Raw genomic sequence first — 16373 nt, 5'->3', positions numbered from 1 at the left:
CAGACAAAAAAGCGGTTTTATTCGGCCGACTCTTGGGATTTTTTAACCCCACGAATCACTTCCATTTTTTCCGTCACTTTGGACGGCGCAGTCGTGCTCACACGTCTGACCACACGCACGGGCGCTGAACGCGAAGCGGCGTCTAGCAATGCCGGCGAAGACGCATCGGCCAACTTGGGTTGAAGTTGCCCAGCCCGTTGCAACAAATCTGCCTTGCGTGAGCCCAATGTTTCGACACTGGCAACATCCACCTGGCTGCGCAAGACCAAAGACAAGGCACCGACACTTCGGGCCAAATCAATGATTTCAGCTTCTTGTGGGGTCACTTCTAAAGTGACTGCACTCACCACACGCGGCTTGTTTTCAGTGCTGGCCACATCTTGGGCAACAGCCAATACCTGAATCCGCTCCAGCACAATTTTGGAAACCGGGTTGTTGTCTTTGTCCGGAATGTTGGCCATCACATCCACAAAATTACCGGGCAACGCAAATCCGGCCACACCCACAATTTCATTGACTTTCACAGTCACAGCCCGCTTGCCGTCTTTCAAGACCGAGGACAGACCGCCTTGTTGCCCCAGGGCCGCCAATTTGGTTTCCTGTATCGGCTCACCTTTCAAGATGGGCATGTTGATCACGCGGTCATACGCTTGCTCGGTCGATTGCAAAGGCGATTTAATGGGCGCGGCGATAGGCCAACTCACCGTCTCGAGCATGGCCGGCTGCAAGCGGGTGCCGATTTGCAGATCCCGGGTCGCGACCACCACCTTGATGGTGTTGTTGTCGTCCTTTTGCTTCAGCCAGATGGCTGCCATAGAAACGGTGGCCAAGGCCGCGGTGGTCGCCGCAACCATCATCAAAACCGGACGTTTGTTCATGTTGTTGTTCCTGTTCCAAATTCCGTGACAACGCCATCACCATGGCATGGCGTAATGAGCTACGGTTCCCATACCAACCGCCAAGGCATAGGGCACACGCTCGGGGGAGACCTGAGCGATCAGGGGCTGACCGATTTGCGGTAAGAGCCCAGACCGGATCTGGTTCATCAAACCAGTCTGCAAATTTTTCAAAACCGTCTGCCACCGCGATGCCCAGAGGGCCCAGGCCACGGACAACAGACCGCCAGCGCTCAAGATGGCCAGGCAGACTTTCGCCATGTCTGGCCAACCGACGAACATGCCGACAACCGCCACCAATTTGACGTCGCCGGCACCGACCATCTTGAACAAGTGCAAAAACAAAAACACCAGAAAACCGGTCATGCCACCCAGCATTGCGGATGTCAGTCCGATGCCCCGAGGGGTCATCGACAAGACCAGCGCAGTGATCAAACCCCAGAGCACCAAGGTGTTTGGGATCAGTCGCATCCGCAAGTCGTGCCAGCCGGCCAGCACCAGCAATGTGGTCAAGGCCAACAAGCTGACAAACTCCAATGGCAGGGTTGGCATGATTGGTTCCTGGGTTCTGTTGATGCGCTTCAAGCCGGAAAAACGGCAGCAGCCAGGCGTGTCGAGATGCGCGTGAACAATGCTCCCAATTGCGTACCCAACGCTGTGGCACCGGCCGCAATGCCCAAGGCGACCAAAGCGGCCAGCAAGCCGTATTCGATAGCAGTTGCACCCGACTCGTCGTTGATAAAGTTTTGGATTTGCGTTTTCATATTGACTCACTCCAGATCAAGGTTGATGAACTTCAAGTGACGTCCATTTGCCCGCGATGGCGCTCTGCGCTCATCAAAAACAAAGACGCCCTCTTTGCAACGGTGTTTTCTTTTTCGATCACCGTGCTTGAACTTTAAAAACAAGAAAGCTTCGCGTCTGTTAGCCACCATACCCATTGGCCAAGAAGGTCAGGCTCACGCACATCGGCGAAGCTCTTATTTCATGCGGCCGTAGAAAGCCGTGTGGCAATGCGCCCAAAAAACAAACCCAACTCAGCGCCTAATGCGCTTGCACCGACCACAATTCCCAAAGCCACCAGTGCCGCAAGCAAGCCATATTCAATGGCCGTCGCCCCGCCCTCGTCGTGTGTGAAATTCCCAAATAAAACCATGACGTGCTTCATGACAAGACTCCTTGTTGATTTAAAAAAAAGGGTGCCAATTCAGCTCTTCGTGATTGCCCTTGAACGGCACAGATGGTCGAGCAGATTGCCCCTCCCACACAGACACTTGCTGCATCTGTGTTGTCATGAATTTATGAGCGGCTGACGCCACCGTCTGTTGCACAGAGCACCGTTTTGGCGTGCCGTGCTCATATTTTTAGATTTTTGGTGTGACAGACCACGGTGCTCGATCTGCTTTTTTCATATGGTTTGCATTGGGGAACACCAATCGTCCGGTGTCCCCAAAACCATCATGTCGATGACAAAAGGAGTTCACCAATGACGCAAAACTTGGTTGATGTTCGGGGGAACACCTGCATGCGCGCCCTGTTGCCTATCAACAAACGGGCACAAAGCCAAAGGGGCACGGCCACAGTTGAATTCGGTTTGTTATTGCCCTTGCTGCTGTTGATCGTCTCGGGCATTGTTGAATTCGGCATGGCGCTCTATGACAAAGCCGTGATCACCAACGCCAGCCGTGAAGGGGCGCGTGCAGGCATTGTGTTGCGGGTGCCCCCCGTCAGCACCAACGAGATCTCGACACGCGTGTTGAACTACACGGGCAACGCCTTGTCGACTTTGGGTGCGGCCAGCCCGATCACGGTTGACTTTCCTGTTCAAACCAACCCCGAGCATCTGGCCGTCCGCGTGAGCTACACCTTCAGGGGTTTGGCGTTGGGCAATTTACTGAGTGCCATGGGTTCACCCCTGGTATTGACATCCACCACAGTCATGGTGAGGGAATGATGAAAACACATCCACGCGCCGAACGAGGTGCAGTCACCGTGTTGGTGGCCTTCATGATCCCGGTGTTTCTCGGCATTGCAGCGCTGGTGATCGACGTGGCCTATGTGCAGATCGTTCGCAATGAACTGCAAAACGACGCTGATGCCGCCGCGCTCGCGGGTGCCCAGCATTTGCGCGGCACAACGTCGACCACACCTCAGTGGTCCACCGCTGAAACGATGGCATTCAATGCCATCGCGTTCAATGCCGCAGATGGAAAAATGCTGTCAACCGGCACCGTGCAATCGGGCTACTGGAACCCCAAGGAAGTCAATGCGGCATTGCAACTGCTGCCGATGACACCGACAACCAACGATGTGCCGGCCGTTCAGGTCACGCTCACCAAAGGCTCTGGGCAAAACGGCGGCGAGGTGGCCACCTTTTTTGCACGCCTTTGGAACATTGTTTCCACCCCAGTGTCCGTCACGGCCGTCGCCGGCATGACCAGTCCGGGCACCATTGAACGTGGCGGCTTGTTTCCGCTGGTTGCCAGTCAATGCGTTTATGACACGTACTGGAACAGCACCGCCCAACCGCCCACACCCAAAATCAACCCATTCACGGGACAAGCCTATTTGCTGGTGCTGCAGGCCTTTGATGACAAACCTGTTGACCCCTGCAAAACGTTCCAATGGTCATCGCTGCTGACCGATAAAAACGACGTCAACACCTTCAGGGATTTGGTCGAGGAGAGAAACCCTGTCGAGTTGAGTATGGGCGACAAAATCTGGATCGAGCCCGGCTCCAAATCCACCTTGTTCGATACAGTGGACAACTGCAGTGCTGCCAACGACAAGTCATGTGAATATGTGACTTTGCCCATGGTCACCAGCATCGCAGCACATGCAGCCCTGCCCATTTCAAGCTTTGCCTGCGCGCGCATTGTTGACGCCTCGAAAAAAGACAAAACCATCACCATTCAGTTGAGCACGCAGTGCCCACAGCCCCCGTCAGGCGGCATCGGTCCTGACTTTGGCGCAGTCTCACCGCCCAGCCTGTTCCGCTAGACAAGCAGTCACTGCCTGCCCGAATGGTGCCAATTTAAGACCGCTGGCGAGCCCAGTCAGGCAGCGGTGCCGACTTGTGCAGCACGTCTTGGTGCAACCAAGTCGCGCTCTTGCGGGCGCGTTCGGCCACGGTTTCCAAAGGCAGTTGCTGGTAGTCGTCGTTGAAGACCTCGAAGCTGTAGTCACCCCGGTAGCCAATGCGGTCCAAGCGCAGCACCAGATCGGCCAGCTGCTCACTGTGCACGCCCTCTCCCGGAAACACACGGAAAGTGCGGGCCGTGGTCATGCGCTCTTCAAAGGTCGGCGTTTCTTGCCACATGAAGTCCGACAGCTGCACCAAAAAGATTTTGGACGGGTCCAGTTCCTCGATCGCATCCAACGGCGTCTTGGCTGCAAAGATGTGGAAGGAGTCGATACCAATGCCCAGATTGGGGCAGTCAGCGCGGCAAACCACATCCCAGCTGGTGGGGAATTCATTGACTGTGCGGCCCCACGACAGCGCCTCGTAGGCCACTTTGATGCCCATTGGCACCGCCAGCATGGCCAGCTTTTTCAGATCGGCGGCAATCAGGTCCAGGTCTTGTGTGGCATGGCGCGAGGTGGACGAACAAGCCAGTAAGACCTTGCTGCCGGTGGCCGCGCACATCTCCAGCATCGACTTGGCGATGTCCAGCTTGTAGCTGTGAAGGTGGCCCGAAAGCCCTTCAAAGTCGCGCAGCACCTGAAAGCCTGTGGGCCGCATACCGCTGGCGTGCACAGCGGCCACAGCGGCCTTGACGCCGCCAGGGTGCGTGACCAGATCACGGGCCATCAACATCACCTGAGAAAAGCCTGCGCCCTTCATGGCGGCCAGCTTGGCCTCCAGGGTGCCGGCCATGGTGATGGTGTCCATGCCGTAGCCGTCGAGCAAGTTCATAACAGCTCCTGGCTTATTTGTGGACGAGTTCAAACGCGACAGAACCCAGCGCATTGCGCGTCAAGGCCCCGCGGTCTTCGGGGTGCAGCTGGGTCGATTCAACGAATTCAACGCCTCGCGCCTTGAGCGCGGCCACAGCCTCTGCCACGTTCGGCACGCCAAAGCCAATGCGCTGCAGGCATTCGGGGGTTTCGTCGCCATCCATCCAGATGTCGGGCTCCACCAATTGCCACAAGAAAGTGCCGCAAGGGCTTTTCATCAACTTGCCCTTGGGCAAGATGCCAAAGCGCTCTTCGTCAGGGATGCTGCTGAAATCGAACATGTGTTCGTAATAGGTTTGCCATTCGGCGCTGCGGGCCGCGCCGATGTATTGCACGACGCCAAAATAGCCCATGCCCGCCAGTGCAGGTGGGTTGGGGTCAACGGTCGGAATCGGCTTGAAGTCGATGTCGTAGATCGAAAATTCTTGCCAGCGGTCGACAAAGTAAAAACGGCTGCCACCCGGACCATGGATCGCGGGGATGTGCAGCTCCATGGCCTGCGCGTGACTGCCCACGCTCCAAGCCCCCAGATCCATGCAACGGTTGTGCGCTTTCAGTGCGTCTTGCACGCGAAAAGCAACTGCAGATATAACCGGCTGGCCATCGACAGTGCCGCTCACGCGAGCGTCGTCGGGGTTGGCATTGACCACCAAGTTCATGTCGCCCTGACGGTACAAGGTCACCTCTCGCGAACGGTGGCGAGCCACGGGGCGAAAACCCATGTTTTCGAGCACCTGGCCCAGCGCTTGCGGGCGGCTGGTGGCGTATTCGATGAACTCAATGCCCGACAGCCCCAAGCGGTTGGGCATTTCGGGAACGGCTTCGCGGTCAACTTTGTTCAGGCTCATCTGTGCACTCCATCTGGGAAATTCAAACGCAAGGGGTTCAGTAGCTCAGCTTGGCACCACGGCGCAGCACTTCTGCTGTGGTGGTGGGCAAGCCAAAATATTCCAGATACGCTGGAATTTGCTCATACAACATGTCGGTGCCCACCTGCGTGCGGCAGCCACCCGCTTGCGCAGCGGCCAAAAATGCGGTGGTTTCGGCCTTCATCACCACCTCGCCCACAAAGGTGTCGGGCGACAGGCGCGACACGTCCATGGGCAGCGGGTCGCCTTCGTTCATGCCCATGGGTGTGGCGTTGACCACCAGATCGTGATCGACCGGGTCATTCGAGCCGGTGCGCACATCGATGTGGGGGTAATTGTCTTTCAGGCGTTGCGCCAAGGCCTCGCAGCCAGCGGTGTTCACATCGAACAAGCTGATGGCGGCGATGCCCGCGCCCGCCAGCGAGGCCGCAATGGCGCAACCCACACCGCCTGTGCCCACCACCAGCACGCGTTTGCCGGTCAGATCAAAACCTTTGCGCTGCACGCCGCGCACAAAACCAGCGCCATCAAACATGTCACCCACCAAGCGGCCATCGGGCAGACGCTTGACCGCGTTGCAAGCGCCCGCCACACGCACGGTGGCGGTCACTTCGTCGAGCAAGCCCACGGTGGTGACTTTGTGCGGCATGGTGATCAGGGCACCCCGAATATTCTCCAGGGTGAAAACCGCTTTGAGGAAGGTCGAGTAGTTCTCGGGCTTGCAGCCCATAGGCACCACCACCGCATTGATGCCCGCTTCTTCGAAGTACGGGTTGTAGATCATCGGCGACTTGAAGGTGTGCGTGGGGTAGCCGATGTGGGCGATGATTTCTGTGTTGCCGTTGATCATGGGATAAAAATTTCGGTCATTCAGACTGCGATTGCGCGGGACATTGGCCAGCCCCGGCCTGTCACATCAAACGGCTTGGGCGGCAGACACGCCTGCACGCAAAGCCAGCAAATAGCTGTCAGCGCCAAAGCCACAGATCTGGCCTTTGACGATCTCGGCGAACACCGATTTGTGTCGGAATTCTTCGCGCGCATGGATGTTGGACATGTGCAGCTCCACAACGGGGCAAGTCAGCACCGCCAGCGCATCACGAATCGCATAGCTGTAATGCGTCCAGGCACCGGCGTTGATCAGCACGGCATCGACCTGGTCGAAATAAGCTTGGTGAATGCGCTCGCACATGTCACCTTCATGGTTGGTCTGATAGCACTCGACTTGCGCACCGAGCTCTTTGCCCAGCACTTGCAAATTGGCGTTGATCTCATCCAAGGTGATGGTGCCGTATTGCTTGGGATCGCGTTTGCCGAACATGTTGTGGTTCACGCCGTGCAGCATCAAGACTTTCATGGGGATTCCTTTGTGATTTTCTAAAGAGTGTTCAAGTCAATTCGACAACGCAGCCGCTTTGAGCGGCTTGCGCAATGGCTTCGGTGATTTTCAAATTTATCAGACCGTCGCGAGCAGTGACCAGCGGATCAGATTCGCCACGCACCATGGCAACAAAGTTCGCCATCTGATGCTTGAGAGGATCATCACGCACCAAGCCCACCGTGCCCACTTCAAACGGCTTCCACCAGGAACGATCTTCAGGCCGTGGATAAGTCTTCAGTCGCATGGTCGGCACCGACAAGCTGCCGTTGGTGCCCGCAATCACATAGCAATCTTCGTCGTCGTAGCTCGGATAGGCCTTGTTTTCCTGGCTGGTCTGTTCCCAGCTGCGCGGGCAGGCTGCGGTGTCGCTCAGCATGAAGCTGCCCAGCACGCCATTGGCAAACCGCAGGTTGATGGCTACCGTGTCTTCCACAGCAAAACCACGCGTGCCGTTGGATGAAAAGGCCTGCACGGCCACAATGTCGCCGCACAACATGCGCAGGTTATGCACCTCATGGATCATGTTGAGCAGGATCGGCCCGCCGCCAACTTCGCGGCGCCATGGGCCTTCATCAAAGTAACGGTCGGGCTTGAGAAAGGTCGCACTGCCCATGACTGTGACCAAACGGCCCAACTGGCCCGACCCGATCACCTGTTTGGCTTTGGCCATGATGGGGCTATGGGCACGGTGGTGACCAATCAACACTTTGGCACCCGTACGCTCCACGGCATCCACCAGCTTTTGCCCTTCGGCCACCGTGGTGGCAATGGGTTTTTCAAGCAGAATCGGCAGGCGGGCATCGATACATTGCAGCGCCTGGGGCACATGCAAGGCATTGGGTGTGGCCAGTACCAAGCCATCCGGACGGTCTTTCGACAGCAATTCTTCAATCGACGCGTACAGCGGCACCCCGGCTTGCGCCGCCACAGCCACAGCCGCGGGAGAAGGGTCCACGATGGCGGACAACACGCAAGACACATCGGTCTGGACCACACCAATGTGGGCCAGACCGATGTAACCGGCACCAGCAACTGCAATACGGGTTTTATTCATTGCAAAAGCATTCTTCGGTGCATGTGAAGTAAAAGTCCCTGCCTGAAATCCAACGAATACAGGCAGGGAATGTGGTTTTACTTGCGCAGTTTGGCCAGTTCAGCCTGTACCTCAGCCACTGTCGAGCCCAAGGCGGCGCTGTGCTTGTCAATCACGGGCTTCATCTTCTCGCGCAGCTTGGCAATTTCAGATGCGTTCAAGTTGGTCACATTCATGCCATTTTTCTTGAGCAGTTCAAGATTGGCAGCCAAAGCCGCACGGTTGGCCGTACGCTGCACCTTGACGGCATCATCAGCAGCGTCGTCAATGATTTTCTTTTCAGCAGCGCTCATGCCATCCCAGACCTTCTTGCTGAAGATCACGGACTGAGGGTTGTACTGGTGGTTGGTCAGCGCGATGTTCTTTTGAACTTCCCAGAACTTGTTGGCAGCGATCACGGCCACAGGGTTTTCCTGACCGTCAATAGCGCCTTGCTCCAGAGCTGCGTACACCTCAGGGAATGGCAGAGGCGTCGGGTTGGCACCCAAAGCCTTGACCCAGTCCACGTTGATCGGGCTGGGGATCACGCGCAGCTTCAGGCCGGCAATGTCTTCCACCTTGGTGATGGCTTTCTTGCTGGTGGTGATGTTGCGGAAACCCAATTCCCAATAGGACAAACCGATGATGCCTTTGTCAGCCAGCGCAGCGTGCATCTTATGGCCAATAGGGCCGTCAGCAATCGCATCGGCTTCTTTTTCGTTAGCGAACATGAAAGGAAAGTCAAACACTTCAAGCGCTTTAACTTCGCTCGACAAGATACCCGAGTTCATCACAGCCATTTCAACAGTGCCCCCTTTGATGGACGACAAAGTGGCCTGATCGCTGCCCAGGGTACCGTTCAGAAACAACTGAACCTTGATTTTTCCGCCAGATTTGGCTTCGACGGTTTCCTTGAACTTCTTCATGCCCGCAACTGCGGGGTGGCCTTCTGGGCCATTCAAGCCGAACTTGAGCGTGCGCTCTTTGATGTCTTGTGCCGAAGCCATGCCCATGGCAGCCACAGCCAAAGAAGCCAGAACAGATTTGATGAACAAACGTTTCATGAGTTGTCTCCTGAATGAAAGGGGAAATTTTGGATGTACGCGTTGAAGGTTCCCGAAACTGGCGTACCCAGTCAGATTCGGGATGAAAAAAATCAGTAGAACCAGCGTGCAGGGACCATGACCAATTGAGGGAATGCCACCATCAAGAACATGATGACGAACTGCGCAATCATGAACGGCACAACACCCTTGGTCACCTCGTCCATGCTGATCTTGCCTGCACCTGCCACGGCATTGAGCACAGTGCCCACAGGCGGAGTGATCAAGCCAATCGCATTGTTGATGATGAACAGCACCCCAAAGTAAACCGGATCAATGCCTGCCGCCTTGACCACGGGCATCAACACGGGGGTTAACAGCAAGATGGTCGGTGTCATGTCGAGCGCCGTGCCCACGACCATAGTCAGCAACATGATGCAAAGCATCAACAGACGCGGGCTGTCCAGCACAGGGGTAAGCAGCTCGACGATCTGGCCTGGCAAATTGGCTACAGTAATCAACCAAGCCGAGACCATGGCTGCAGCCACCAAAAACATCACCACTGCACTGGTCTTGGAAGCGGTGATGAACAACGGCACCAGCTTCCTGAGATTCAGTTCACCGTAGATGACGGTCGACACAAACAACGAATACACAGCGGCCACCACAGCCGCTTCCGTGGGCGTGAAGATACCGAATTTCAAGCCGAACACGATGATGAATGGCAAGACCAGCGCCCAAGCCGCCAGGCGCAAGGCTTCGAGGATTTCACGAAATGTCTTGCGAGGTGGCGGCGTGATTTGCTCGCTGCGCACCAGCCACCACCAAGTCGCCACCAATGCAAGGGCCAACCAAACGCCAGGGAAAATCCCGGCCATGAACAACTTGGAAATCGACACGCCACCGGCCACACCGAAAACCACAAAGCCGATGCTTGGTGGAATGATGGGCGCAATAATGCCACCCGCAGCGATAAGACCTGCAGAGCGCGATTTGTCGTGACCGGCTGCCACCATCATGGGCAACAGCAATGCCGTGAGAGCGGCAGCATCCGCCACGGCTGAACCAGACAACGACGCCATGATGACGGCAGCTACGATGGTCACATAGCCCAAACCACCTTTGACATGGCCCACCAAGGCCATTGCAAAGTGCACGATGCGGCGGGACAAGCCCCCCGCATTCATGATTTCACCAGCCAGCATGAAGAAGGGCACAGCCAGCAGGGAAAAGCTGTTAGCACCTTCAAGCAGGTTTTGCGCGAGGATCTGGGCATCGAAGTTGCCCAGGTGCACCATCAAGGCAACGCCACACAGCAACAAAGAGAAAGCGATAGGGACACCCAAAGCCATGGCGGCCATCAACGAGCTCAGAAAAACAATAACGGTCATGATGTGTCTCGCTCTAATTATTTGGAAGAAGATGCGGCGACATCGCCATGCGGCGCTTCTTCCGACTCCTGGATCAGCACAAGGTGCTCATCGTCGATCTGACCCGTGACCAAACGGTAGAGGTCCATCAGCAAGATGGGCGCGCCCAGGACCGAAAAAGCCATCGCGCTGGCATAAAACCAGCCCATTGAGGCTTCCATCACCGGGCTGTGCGAATCCACATTGACCTTGAACTGCTCGTAAGCGCCACTGAACAGCAACCAGAGGCAATACAGCATCAAGCCCAACGACAAGCCCATGCAGATGCGCTTACCCAAAGGGCTAAGTCTGCCGACCAGCATGTCGGTACCCAAGTGCGCGTTTTCGCGCAAAGCCACCACGGCACCCAAAAAGGTCAGCCAGACAAACAACCAGCGTGACAACTCCTCTGAGACGGTAAAACCCGAATTGAAACCGTAGCGCATCACCACGTTGCCAAACACCAAGGCCACCATCACGGCCATCGCGGCTGCAATCAGATAGCCGATGATTCGGCAGTAACCTGCAATGAATTTCTGGATCACCTAGTATCTCCTCAAATTAGACTGCAGTTAATGTACGAACTGGTTAGTTTTTTTAGATCAGTAGTTTCCCTAGTCGAAGAAATCCTAGGAACGCTACCTGCTATGCCGAAATGTGATGACTCACAAAACGCAAGATCAACTCCACCACATGTTCGCGTTTGAGAGTGTCTGCCTTGTCTTTGCTGCCACGCTCTTGAAAAATCACTCCAAAGGTATGCCGATTCGAGACGTTGAAAAATGTGAAAGCGGAAATTGCTGAATGGATGTCTACCGGATCTAGCCCAGTTCTAAACACACCCTCCAGCAAACCCCGTTCGTACACCGCTCGAACAGACTGGATGGCGTTGCTGTTGAGTTGTTGAATGCTGTGACTTTGGCGCAAATAATCGCCCCGCTGGATGTTCTCGTTCATCACCAGACGAATGAAGTCTTCGTTGTCCCGGTGGTGATCGTAGGTGAACTCCACCAGCTTTTGGAGAGCCTCCAAGGGAGGCAAATCGTCCAGATGCAAATCTGCCTCAATGGCCCGCATGCGCCTGTAAGCGTCTTCCAGCACGGCAAGGTACAGTCCGTCTTTGCTACCGAAATAGTAATAAATCATGCGCTTGCTGGTGCGCGTGGCCGCTGCAATCTCATCAATTCGGGCACCAGTCAAACCTTTGTCGGCAAACTCGTGCGTGGCAACCTGAAGGATCTCGGCCATGGTGCGAGCCGGGTCGTTCGTACGCCCGGTTTCCTTGGCTACCTCAGGTGTCAATGATTTGGGTTCTTCAAAATGTACCAATTGGTTCATTGTGCAAGTATATGCGGCCCTGTGACCAGGCCTTATCAGGGCAAGCCCTGAGAAAGTCGATAGCCCTTGGTCCCGTCCATGAGCCTGCATCACAGCCCCTGCGCCGGTCAAACCAAGGGTAAGGTCAACTGCGCATCGCTTGACTTGTTTTGACGAACCATGTCGACCGACACTCGCGCTTTGGCCAACGTGCAGAGAGCGATCACCGGCTCGGCCGGCTCCTCCGCCAAAAAGTAAATCGACGACATCCGCTAGACCAAGACTTTTGCTGATGCGGTAGACCCCTTCACTGTGGTTATATTTGCCGCAGAGACGTTTCCATTTTTGAAAGCACCTATGAAAACAATCGGCATGATCGGCATCGGCATGATGGGTCACGGCATCGCCAGCAATTTGCTCAAGCACGGGCAAAGTCTGTCGGTACTGGAACACCCGGGCAACCAGCCACTCGACGCCCTGCTGTCAGCTGGGGCACGCACGTTCCAAACACCGCAAGCATTGGCGCAACAATCCGACGTCATCATTCTGTGCGTCACGGGAACGCCGCAGGTCGAGGCTGTGCTCTTAGGCGACGATGGTGTGCTCCAGGGACTGCGGCCCGGCACCATCGTCATCGACTGCTCCACGGCCGTGCCCGCTTCCACCGAAAAAGTCGCCGCCCTGGTGATCGCACAAGGCGGTCAGTTTCTGGATGCACCGATGACACGCACACCCAAAGAAGCAGCCGAAGGGCGTCTGAATTTGCTGGTCGGTGGCGATGCGGCCTTGTTCGAAACCTGCAAACCCATCTTGGCTTGCTTTGCAGAAAACATCGTGCACACCGGCCCGATCGGCTCAGGCCACCGCATGAAACTCTTGCACAACTACGTGTCACTGGGCACCGTGACTTTGTTGGCCGAGGCCGCTGCCTGTGCCCAGCTTTCGGGCGTGAACGCGCAAACCTTTGTCGACGTGCTGGCGATGGGCGGCGGCTGGGGCGCGGCATTGGAGCGCCTCAAACCGACGCTGGCCAACGGCGACACCTCAGGGCTGAGATTTTCAATGAGCAACGCATTGAAAGACCTGAGTTACTACAACCAAATGGCCATAGACACCCACGCCGATCACACCGTAGCGCAAGCAGTGAAAAACACATTGGAAACAGCCTGCCAAGAAGGCAACCCCCAATCACTGGTGCCTGAGCTGATCAGCTTATTGGTCAAACGACAAGCAATTTGAGTTGTCCACAACCGCTGTCCCAGCCCTCAACAGCGATTCGAATGGCCACAGGCTTCTCGCATCTCGGGGATGCAAGCCTGTGGATCAAATGCAAATGGGGGTGAAGATGTGGCCCGGAAAGAAAAAACCCTTGCAAGTCAGACTTACAAGGGTTTTTTGTTTTGGCGGAGTGGACGGGACTCGAACCCGCGACCCCCGGCGTGACAGGCCGGTATTCTAACCAACTGAACTACCACTCCTGGTAGCTGTAACTTTTGTCAGAGTGCTGATGCAAACTGACCAAGTGCTACAAAACTTGGCGACCCTACGGGGATTCGAACCCCGGTACTCACCGTGAAAGGGTGATGTCCTAGGCCTCTAGACGATAGGGTCATAACCTGGACTGATTCTTTCGAATCTTGTTCTTGCGAACATTTTCGACACTTTGGTGGAGGTAAGCGGGATCGAACCGCTGACCTCTTGCATGCCATGCAAGCGCTCTCCCAGCTGAGCTATACCCCCTTTGGTACAACGTTGAGCATTGCTGCTTTTTCGTTATGCCTCGTTGGTGTCGAGACTTGAATTATAGACAGAAATTTAGGCGTTTTTCAAGCAGCCAATAATTTTTTCTCTTTGACTTAACGCGAGCACCGCATCCAGCGATGGGGTCTGTGCCGTGCCCATTACCAAGACCCGCACAGGCATCGCGATTTGCGGCATCTTGAGGCCGGTTTCGGTCAAGGTTTCCTTGATCGCAGCGGCAATGGATGGCTTGTCCCACGCACATGCAGTCAACTTGCCTGACAACAAAGCCAAGGCAGGCTTGACGGCTTCAGTCACATGCTGGGCTCTCTCGTCAGCGTTGGGCACCACGTCCAGATAAAAGGCCGAGACCCACTGGGCCAAAACCACCAAGGTATCGCAACGGTCTTTGAACAAGCCGCAAATACTGGACAAGCGCTGATCAGCCACCACACCCAGCTTGACCAAGAATGGCTGCACGCATTCAGCCAGTTCCGCATCGTCCATGGCCTTGAGGTGCTGGGCGTTGACCCACTTGAGTTTGGCCTCGTCAAACTGCGCGGCACTTCGGCCCAGATGGTCGAGATTGAACCACTCCAAAAACTGTGCACGGCTGAAGATTTCGTCGTCACCGTGACTCCAACCCAAACGCGCCAGATAGTTGACCATGGCATCGGGCAAATAGCCTTCATCACGGTAAGCCGTGACGGCCTTGGCACCGTTGCGCTTGCTCATCTTCTCGCCTTGCTCATTGAGCACGGTAGGCAGATGGGCATAGATCGGCGTCTCCTTGCCCAAGGCTTGGAAGATGTTGATCTGGCGGGGGGTGTTGTTCACATGGTCGTCGCCACGGATCACATGGGTGATCTGCATGTCGATGTCATCCACCACCACGCAGAAGTTGTAGGTGGGGGTGCCATCCGGGCGGGCAATGACCAGATCGTCCAACTCGTCGTTGCTGATCTCGATGCGGCCTTTGACCTTGTCGTCCCAAGCCACCACACCACCGATCGGGTTCTTGAAACGCAGCACCGGCTTCACCCCCTCAGGGATCGCAGGCAAAGTTTTACCCGGCATGGGCCGCCATGTGCCGTCGTAACGGGGCTTTTCCTTATTGGCCATTTGGCGCTCACGCAAAGCGTCAAGTTCGGCCATGCTCATGAAACAAGGATAAACATGGCCCGCATCGATCAGGTCAGCCAACACCGCTTTGTAGCGGTCCATGCGCTGCATTTGGTAGAACGGGCCTTCGTCGTGATCCAGGCCCAGCCAGGCCATGCCTTCGATGATCACATCGACCGAAGCTTGTGTGGAGCGGTCCAAATCGGTGTCTTCGATGCGCAAAATGAAGTCGCCACCGGTGGCGCGGGCAAAAGCCCAAGGGTACAAAGCCGAGCGGATGTTGCCCAGATGAATGAAGCCGGTGGGCGATGGGGCAAAGCGGGTACGCGTGCGTGCAGTGGTTGTCATATCAAAGGGTATCGAGACCACGGGAGAGGTCTTTTTGGATGTCTTGCGGGTATTCGAGGCCAACCGCCACGCGAACCAGCCCCTGGCCAATGCCTGCGGCTTGGCGCTGGGCCTCGGTCAGGCGGCCATGCGAGGTGCTGGCGGGGTGGGCCACCAAGGTTTTGGTATCGCCCAGATTGGTGGACAAGGACAGCATTTGCATCGAATCGAGCACGTGAAAAGCACGTGCGCGTGATTGCTCGGGGCCATCGGCTTTGACCTCGAACGACAAAACCGCGCCACCCAAACCCGACATCTGGCGCATGGCCAGATCGTGCTGGGGGTGGCTTGCCAAACCGGGGTAGTGAACGCGCGCAACCGATGGGTGCTTTTCCAACCACTCGGCCAGAATTTGTGCACGGGCGGTCTGCGCACGCATGCGCAAGTCCAGCGTTTCCAGGCCTTTGAGCACCACCCAGGCATTGAAAGGCGCCAGCGTCATGCCACCGCTTTTGAGCACCGGCAAAAACTTTTCGGTGATCATTTGCTGCGAAGCACACAAAGCGCCCGCCATCACACGGCCTTGGCCATCAAGGTATTTGGTGCCCGAATGCATGATGATGTCGGCACCCATCGCGGCCGGGCGTTGCAAGGCGGGCGTGGCAAAGCAGTTGTCCACCGCAAACAAAGCACCCGCGTTGTGCGCCATGTCGGCCAAGGCCTGGATGTCGCACACCTCGGTCAAAGGGTTGGTGGGCGTTTCGGCAAACAACAAGCGTGTGTTGGGCCGGATCGCCGCTTGCCATTCTTTCAAGTCGGTCTGCGACACAAAGCTCGACTCAACCCCGAATTTGGCCAAATCAGAGCCTATGAGTTTGATGGTCGAGCCAAACATGGAGCGCGAACACACCACATGGTCGCCCGCCTTGAGCAAGCCCATGCACATCATCAAGATGGCCGACATGCCCGACGCTGTGCCCATGGCTGCTTCGGTACCCTCCAAAGCAGCCAGGCGCATCTCCATGCTGCTGACCGTGGGGTTACCGTAGCGGCCGTAGGTAAAGCCTTCTTCGTCACCGGCAAAACGCCGTGCCGCCGCTTCGGCTGTGGGCTGAACATACCCACTCGTCAGATACAGCGCTTCAGAGTTTTCGCCATACTGGCTTCGCTCAACAGCGGCACGAACCGCCAGGGTTTCGATGTGCAAATCGTCAAATCGGTTGGCTTCGGTCATGGCGGG

General features: G+C 56.2%; 18 protein-coding genes and 3 tRNA genes. 3 read left to right on the top strand and 18 right to left on the bottom strand.

Features of this window, described 5'->3' with window-relative positions; genetic code table 11:
• Positions 1-17: 17 nt before the first annotated feature.
• The 4 genes from cpaB to BN3544_RS09670 all read right to left on the bottom strand — a co-directional run bounded on the left by cpaB (position 18) and on the right by BN3544_RS09670 (position 2064).
• Entirely contained in the window at positions 18-878 is an 861-nt protein-coding gene (cpaB, locus tag BN3544_RS09685) for a Flp pilus assembly protein CpaB (RefSeq protein WP_036075369.1), read from the bottom strand.
• 36 nt (positions 879-914) lie between these two features.
• Positions 915-1448, bottom strand: a complete 534-nt coding sequence (locus BN3544_RS09680; protein ID WP_019430728.1) for a prepilin peptidase — start codon at positions 1446-1448, stop codon at positions 915-917.
• A 29-nt stretch (positions 1449-1477) separates the two neighbouring features.
• Entirely contained in the window at positions 1478-1660 is a 183-nt protein-coding gene (locus tag BN3544_RS09675) for a Flp family type IVb pilin (protein WP_019430729.1), read from the bottom strand.
• A gap of 221 nt (positions 1661-1881) precedes the next feature.
• Positions 1882-2064, bottom strand: coding sequence for a Flp family type IVb pilin (locus tag BN3544_RS09670; RefSeq protein WP_019430731.1), 183 nt, complete (start codon positions 2062-2064; stop codon positions 1882-1884).
• A gap of 318 nt (positions 2065-2382) precedes the next feature.
• Here BN3544_RS09670 and BN3544_RS09665 point away from each other — a divergent pair, with 318 nt between their 5' ends.
• Positions 2383-2850, top strand: a complete 468-nt coding sequence (locus BN3544_RS09665; RefSeq protein ID WP_019430733.1) for a TadE/TadG family type IV pilus assembly protein — start codon at positions 2383-2385, stop codon at positions 2848-2850.
• Entirely contained in the window at positions 2850-3896 is a 1047-nt protein-coding gene (locus BN3544_RS09660) for a pilus assembly protein TadG-related protein (RefSeq protein ID WP_019430734.1), read from the top strand. The genes BN3544_RS09665 and BN3544_RS09660 overlap by 1 nt, the downstream gene beginning before the upstream one ends.
• A gap of 34 nt (positions 3897-3930) precedes the next feature.
• Here BN3544_RS09660 and BN3544_RS09655 read toward each other — a convergent pair whose 3' ends face one another.
• From BN3544_RS09655 to BN3544_RS09615, 9 genes are all read right to left on the bottom strand, one after another.
• Positions 3931-4812, bottom strand: a complete 882-nt coding sequence (locus BN3544_RS09655) for a sugar phosphate isomerase/epimerase family protein (RefSeq protein ID WP_019430735.1) — start codon at positions 4810-4812, stop codon at positions 3931-3933.
• A gap of 13 nt (positions 4813-4825) precedes the next feature.
• Complete coding sequence (locus BN3544_RS09650) at positions 4826-5701, bottom strand: hypothetical protein (RefSeq protein ID WP_019430736.1); 876 nt, start codon at positions 5699-5701, stop codon at positions 4826-4828.
• A 37-nt stretch (positions 5702-5738) separates the two neighbouring features.
• Positions 5739-6572, bottom strand: a complete 834-nt coding sequence (locus BN3544_RS09645; RefSeq protein ID WP_019430737.1) for a shikimate dehydrogenase family protein — start codon at positions 6570-6572, stop codon at positions 5739-5741.
• A 66-nt stretch (positions 6573-6638) separates the two neighbouring features.
• Positions 6639-7079, bottom strand: a complete 441-nt coding sequence (aroQ, locus tag BN3544_RS09640) for a type II 3-dehydroquinate dehydratase (RefSeq protein WP_019430738.1) — start codon at positions 7077-7079, stop codon at positions 6639-6641.
• Between the two features lie 31 nt (positions 7080-7110).
• Entirely contained in the window at positions 7111-8157 is a 1047-nt protein-coding gene (locus tag BN3544_RS09635; RefSeq protein WP_019430739.1) for a Gfo/Idh/MocA family protein, read from the bottom strand.
• Between the two features lie 77 nt (positions 8158-8234).
• Positions 8235-9239 carry a DctP family TRAP transporter solute-binding subunit gene (locus BN3544_RS09630; protein ID WP_019430740.1) on the bottom strand — a complete coding sequence of 335 codons (1005 nt, stop codon included), beginning with the start codon at positions 9237-9239 and terminating at the stop codon, positions 8235-8237.
• A 92-nt stretch (positions 9240-9331) separates the two neighbouring features.
• Positions 9332-10609, bottom strand: a complete 1278-nt coding sequence (locus BN3544_RS09625; protein ID WP_019430741.1) for a TRAP transporter large permease subunit — start codon at positions 10607-10609, stop codon at positions 9332-9334.
• A 17-nt stretch (positions 10610-10626) separates the two neighbouring features.
• Complete coding sequence (locus BN3544_RS09620; protein WP_019430742.1) at positions 10627-11172, bottom strand: TRAP transporter small permease; 546 nt, start codon at positions 11170-11172, stop codon at positions 10627-10629.
• 100 nt (positions 11173-11272) lie between these two features.
• Positions 11273-11965, bottom strand: a complete 693-nt coding sequence (locus BN3544_RS09615) for a TetR/AcrR family transcriptional regulator (protein WP_019430743.1) — start codon at positions 11963-11965, stop codon at positions 11273-11275.
• A gap of 336 nt (positions 11966-12301) precedes the next feature.
• Here BN3544_RS09615 and BN3544_RS09610 point away from each other — a divergent pair, with 336 nt between their 5' ends.
• Entirely contained in the window at positions 12302-13183 is an 882-nt protein-coding gene (locus tag BN3544_RS09610; RefSeq protein WP_019430745.1) for an NAD(P)-dependent oxidoreductase, read from the top strand.
• 162 nt (positions 13184-13345) lie between these two features.
• On the opposite strand, the gene BN3544_RS09605 is transcribed toward BN3544_RS09610, so the two are convergent.
• From BN3544_RS09605 to BN3544_RS09585, 5 genes are all read right to left on the bottom strand, one after another.
• Positions 13346-13422: transfer RNA gene (locus BN3544_RS09605), tRNA-Asp, on the bottom strand.
• A 57-nt stretch (positions 13423-13479) separates the two neighbouring features.
• Positions 13480-13555, bottom strand: a tRNA-Glu gene (locus BN3544_RS09600).
• A 53-nt stretch (positions 13556-13608) separates the two neighbouring features.
• Positions 13609-13684 (bottom strand) — tRNA-Ala (locus BN3544_RS09595).
• A 75-nt stretch (positions 13685-13759) separates the two neighbouring features.
• Entirely contained in the window at positions 13760-15154 is a 1395-nt protein-coding gene (gene gltX / locus BN3544_RS09590; protein WP_019430746.1) for a glutamate--tRNA ligase, read from the bottom strand.
• 1 nt (position 15155) lies between these two features.
• Positions 15156-16367 carry an O-succinylhomoserine sulfhydrylase gene (locus tag BN3544_RS09585; protein ID WP_019430747.1) on the bottom strand — a complete coding sequence of 404 codons (1212 nt, stop codon included), beginning with the start codon at positions 16365-16367 and terminating at the stop codon, positions 15156-15158.
• Positions 16368-16373: the final 6 nt, after the last annotated feature.

The sequence above is a fragment of the Limnohabitans sp. Rim47 genome (assembly GCF_001517545.1).
In the GTDB taxonomy this organism is placed as follows: Bacteria; Pseudomonadota; Gammaproteobacteria; order Burkholderiales; family Burkholderiaceae_C; genus Limnohabitans_A.
The sequence above is the reverse complement of the archived record's forward strand: the minus strand, read 5'-3'. Positions and strand labels throughout refer to the sequence as shown.

What these genes read in the sequence shown, in the direction of transcription:
- cpaB (WP_036075369.1), bottom strand. Translation starts at nt 878, where the DNA reads ATGAACAAACGTCCGGTTTTGATGATGGTTGCGGCGACCACCGCGGCC.
- BN3544_RS09680 (WP_019430728.1), bottom strand. Translation starts at nt 1,448, where the DNA reads ATGCCAACCCTGCCATTGGAGTTTGTCAGCTTGTTGGCCTTGACCACA.
- BN3544_RS09675 (WP_019430729.1), bottom strand. Translation starts at nt 1,660, where the DNA reads ATGAAAACGCAAATCCAAAACTTTATCAACGACGAGTCGGGTGCAACT.
- BN3544_RS09670 (WP_019430731.1), bottom strand. Translation starts at nt 2,064, where the DNA reads ATGAAGCACGTCATGGTTTTATTTGGGAATTTCACACACGACGAGGGC.
- BN3544_RS09665 (WP_019430733.1), top strand. Translation starts at nt 2,383, where the DNA reads ATGACGCAAAACTTGGTTGATGTTCGGGGGAACACCTGCATGCGCGCC.
- BN3544_RS09660 (WP_019430734.1), top strand. Translation starts at nt 2,850, where the DNA reads ATGAAAACACATCCACGCGCCGAACGAGGTGCAGTCACCGTGTTGGTG.
- BN3544_RS09655 (WP_019430735.1), bottom strand. Translation starts at nt 4,812, where the DNA reads ATGAACTTGCTCGACGGCTACGGCATGGACACCATCACCATGGCCGGC.
- BN3544_RS09650 (WP_019430736.1), bottom strand. Translation starts at nt 5,701, where the DNA reads ATGAGCCTGAACAAAGTTGACCGCGAAGCCGTTCCCGAAATGCCCAAC.
- BN3544_RS09645 (WP_019430737.1), bottom strand. Translation starts at nt 6,572, where the DNA reads ATGATCAACGGCAACACAGAAATCATCGCCCACATCGGCTACCCCACG.
- aroQ (WP_019430738.1), bottom strand. Translation starts at nt 7,079, where the DNA reads ATGAAAGTCTTGATGCTGCACGGCGTGAACCACAACATGTTCGGCAAA.
- BN3544_RS09635 (WP_019430739.1), bottom strand. Translation starts at nt 8,157, where the DNA reads ATGAATAAAACCCGTATTGCAGTTGCTGGTGCCGGTTACATCGGTCTG.
- BN3544_RS09630 (WP_019430740.1), bottom strand. Translation starts at nt 9,239, where the DNA reads ATGAAACGTTTGTTCATCAAATCTGTTCTGGCTTCTTTGGCTGTGGCT.
- BN3544_RS09625 (WP_019430741.1), bottom strand. Translation starts at nt 10,609, where the DNA reads ATGACCGTTATTGTTTTTCTGAGCTCGTTGATGGCCGCCATGGCTTTG.
- BN3544_RS09615 (WP_019430743.1), bottom strand. Translation starts at nt 11,965, where the DNA reads ATGAACCAATTGGTACATTTTGAAGAACCCAAATCATTGACACCTGAG.
- BN3544_RS09610 (WP_019430745.1), top strand. Translation starts at nt 12,302, where the DNA reads ATGAAAACAATCGGCATGATCGGCATCGGCATGATGGGTCACGGCATC.
- gltX (WP_019430746.1), bottom strand. Translation starts at nt 15,154, where the DNA reads ATGACAACCACTGCACGCACGCGTACCCGCTTTGCCCCATCGCCCACC.
- BN3544_RS09585 (WP_019430747.1), bottom strand. Translation starts at nt 16,367, where the DNA reads ATGACCGAAGCCAACCGATTTGACGATTTGCACATCGAAACCCTGGCG.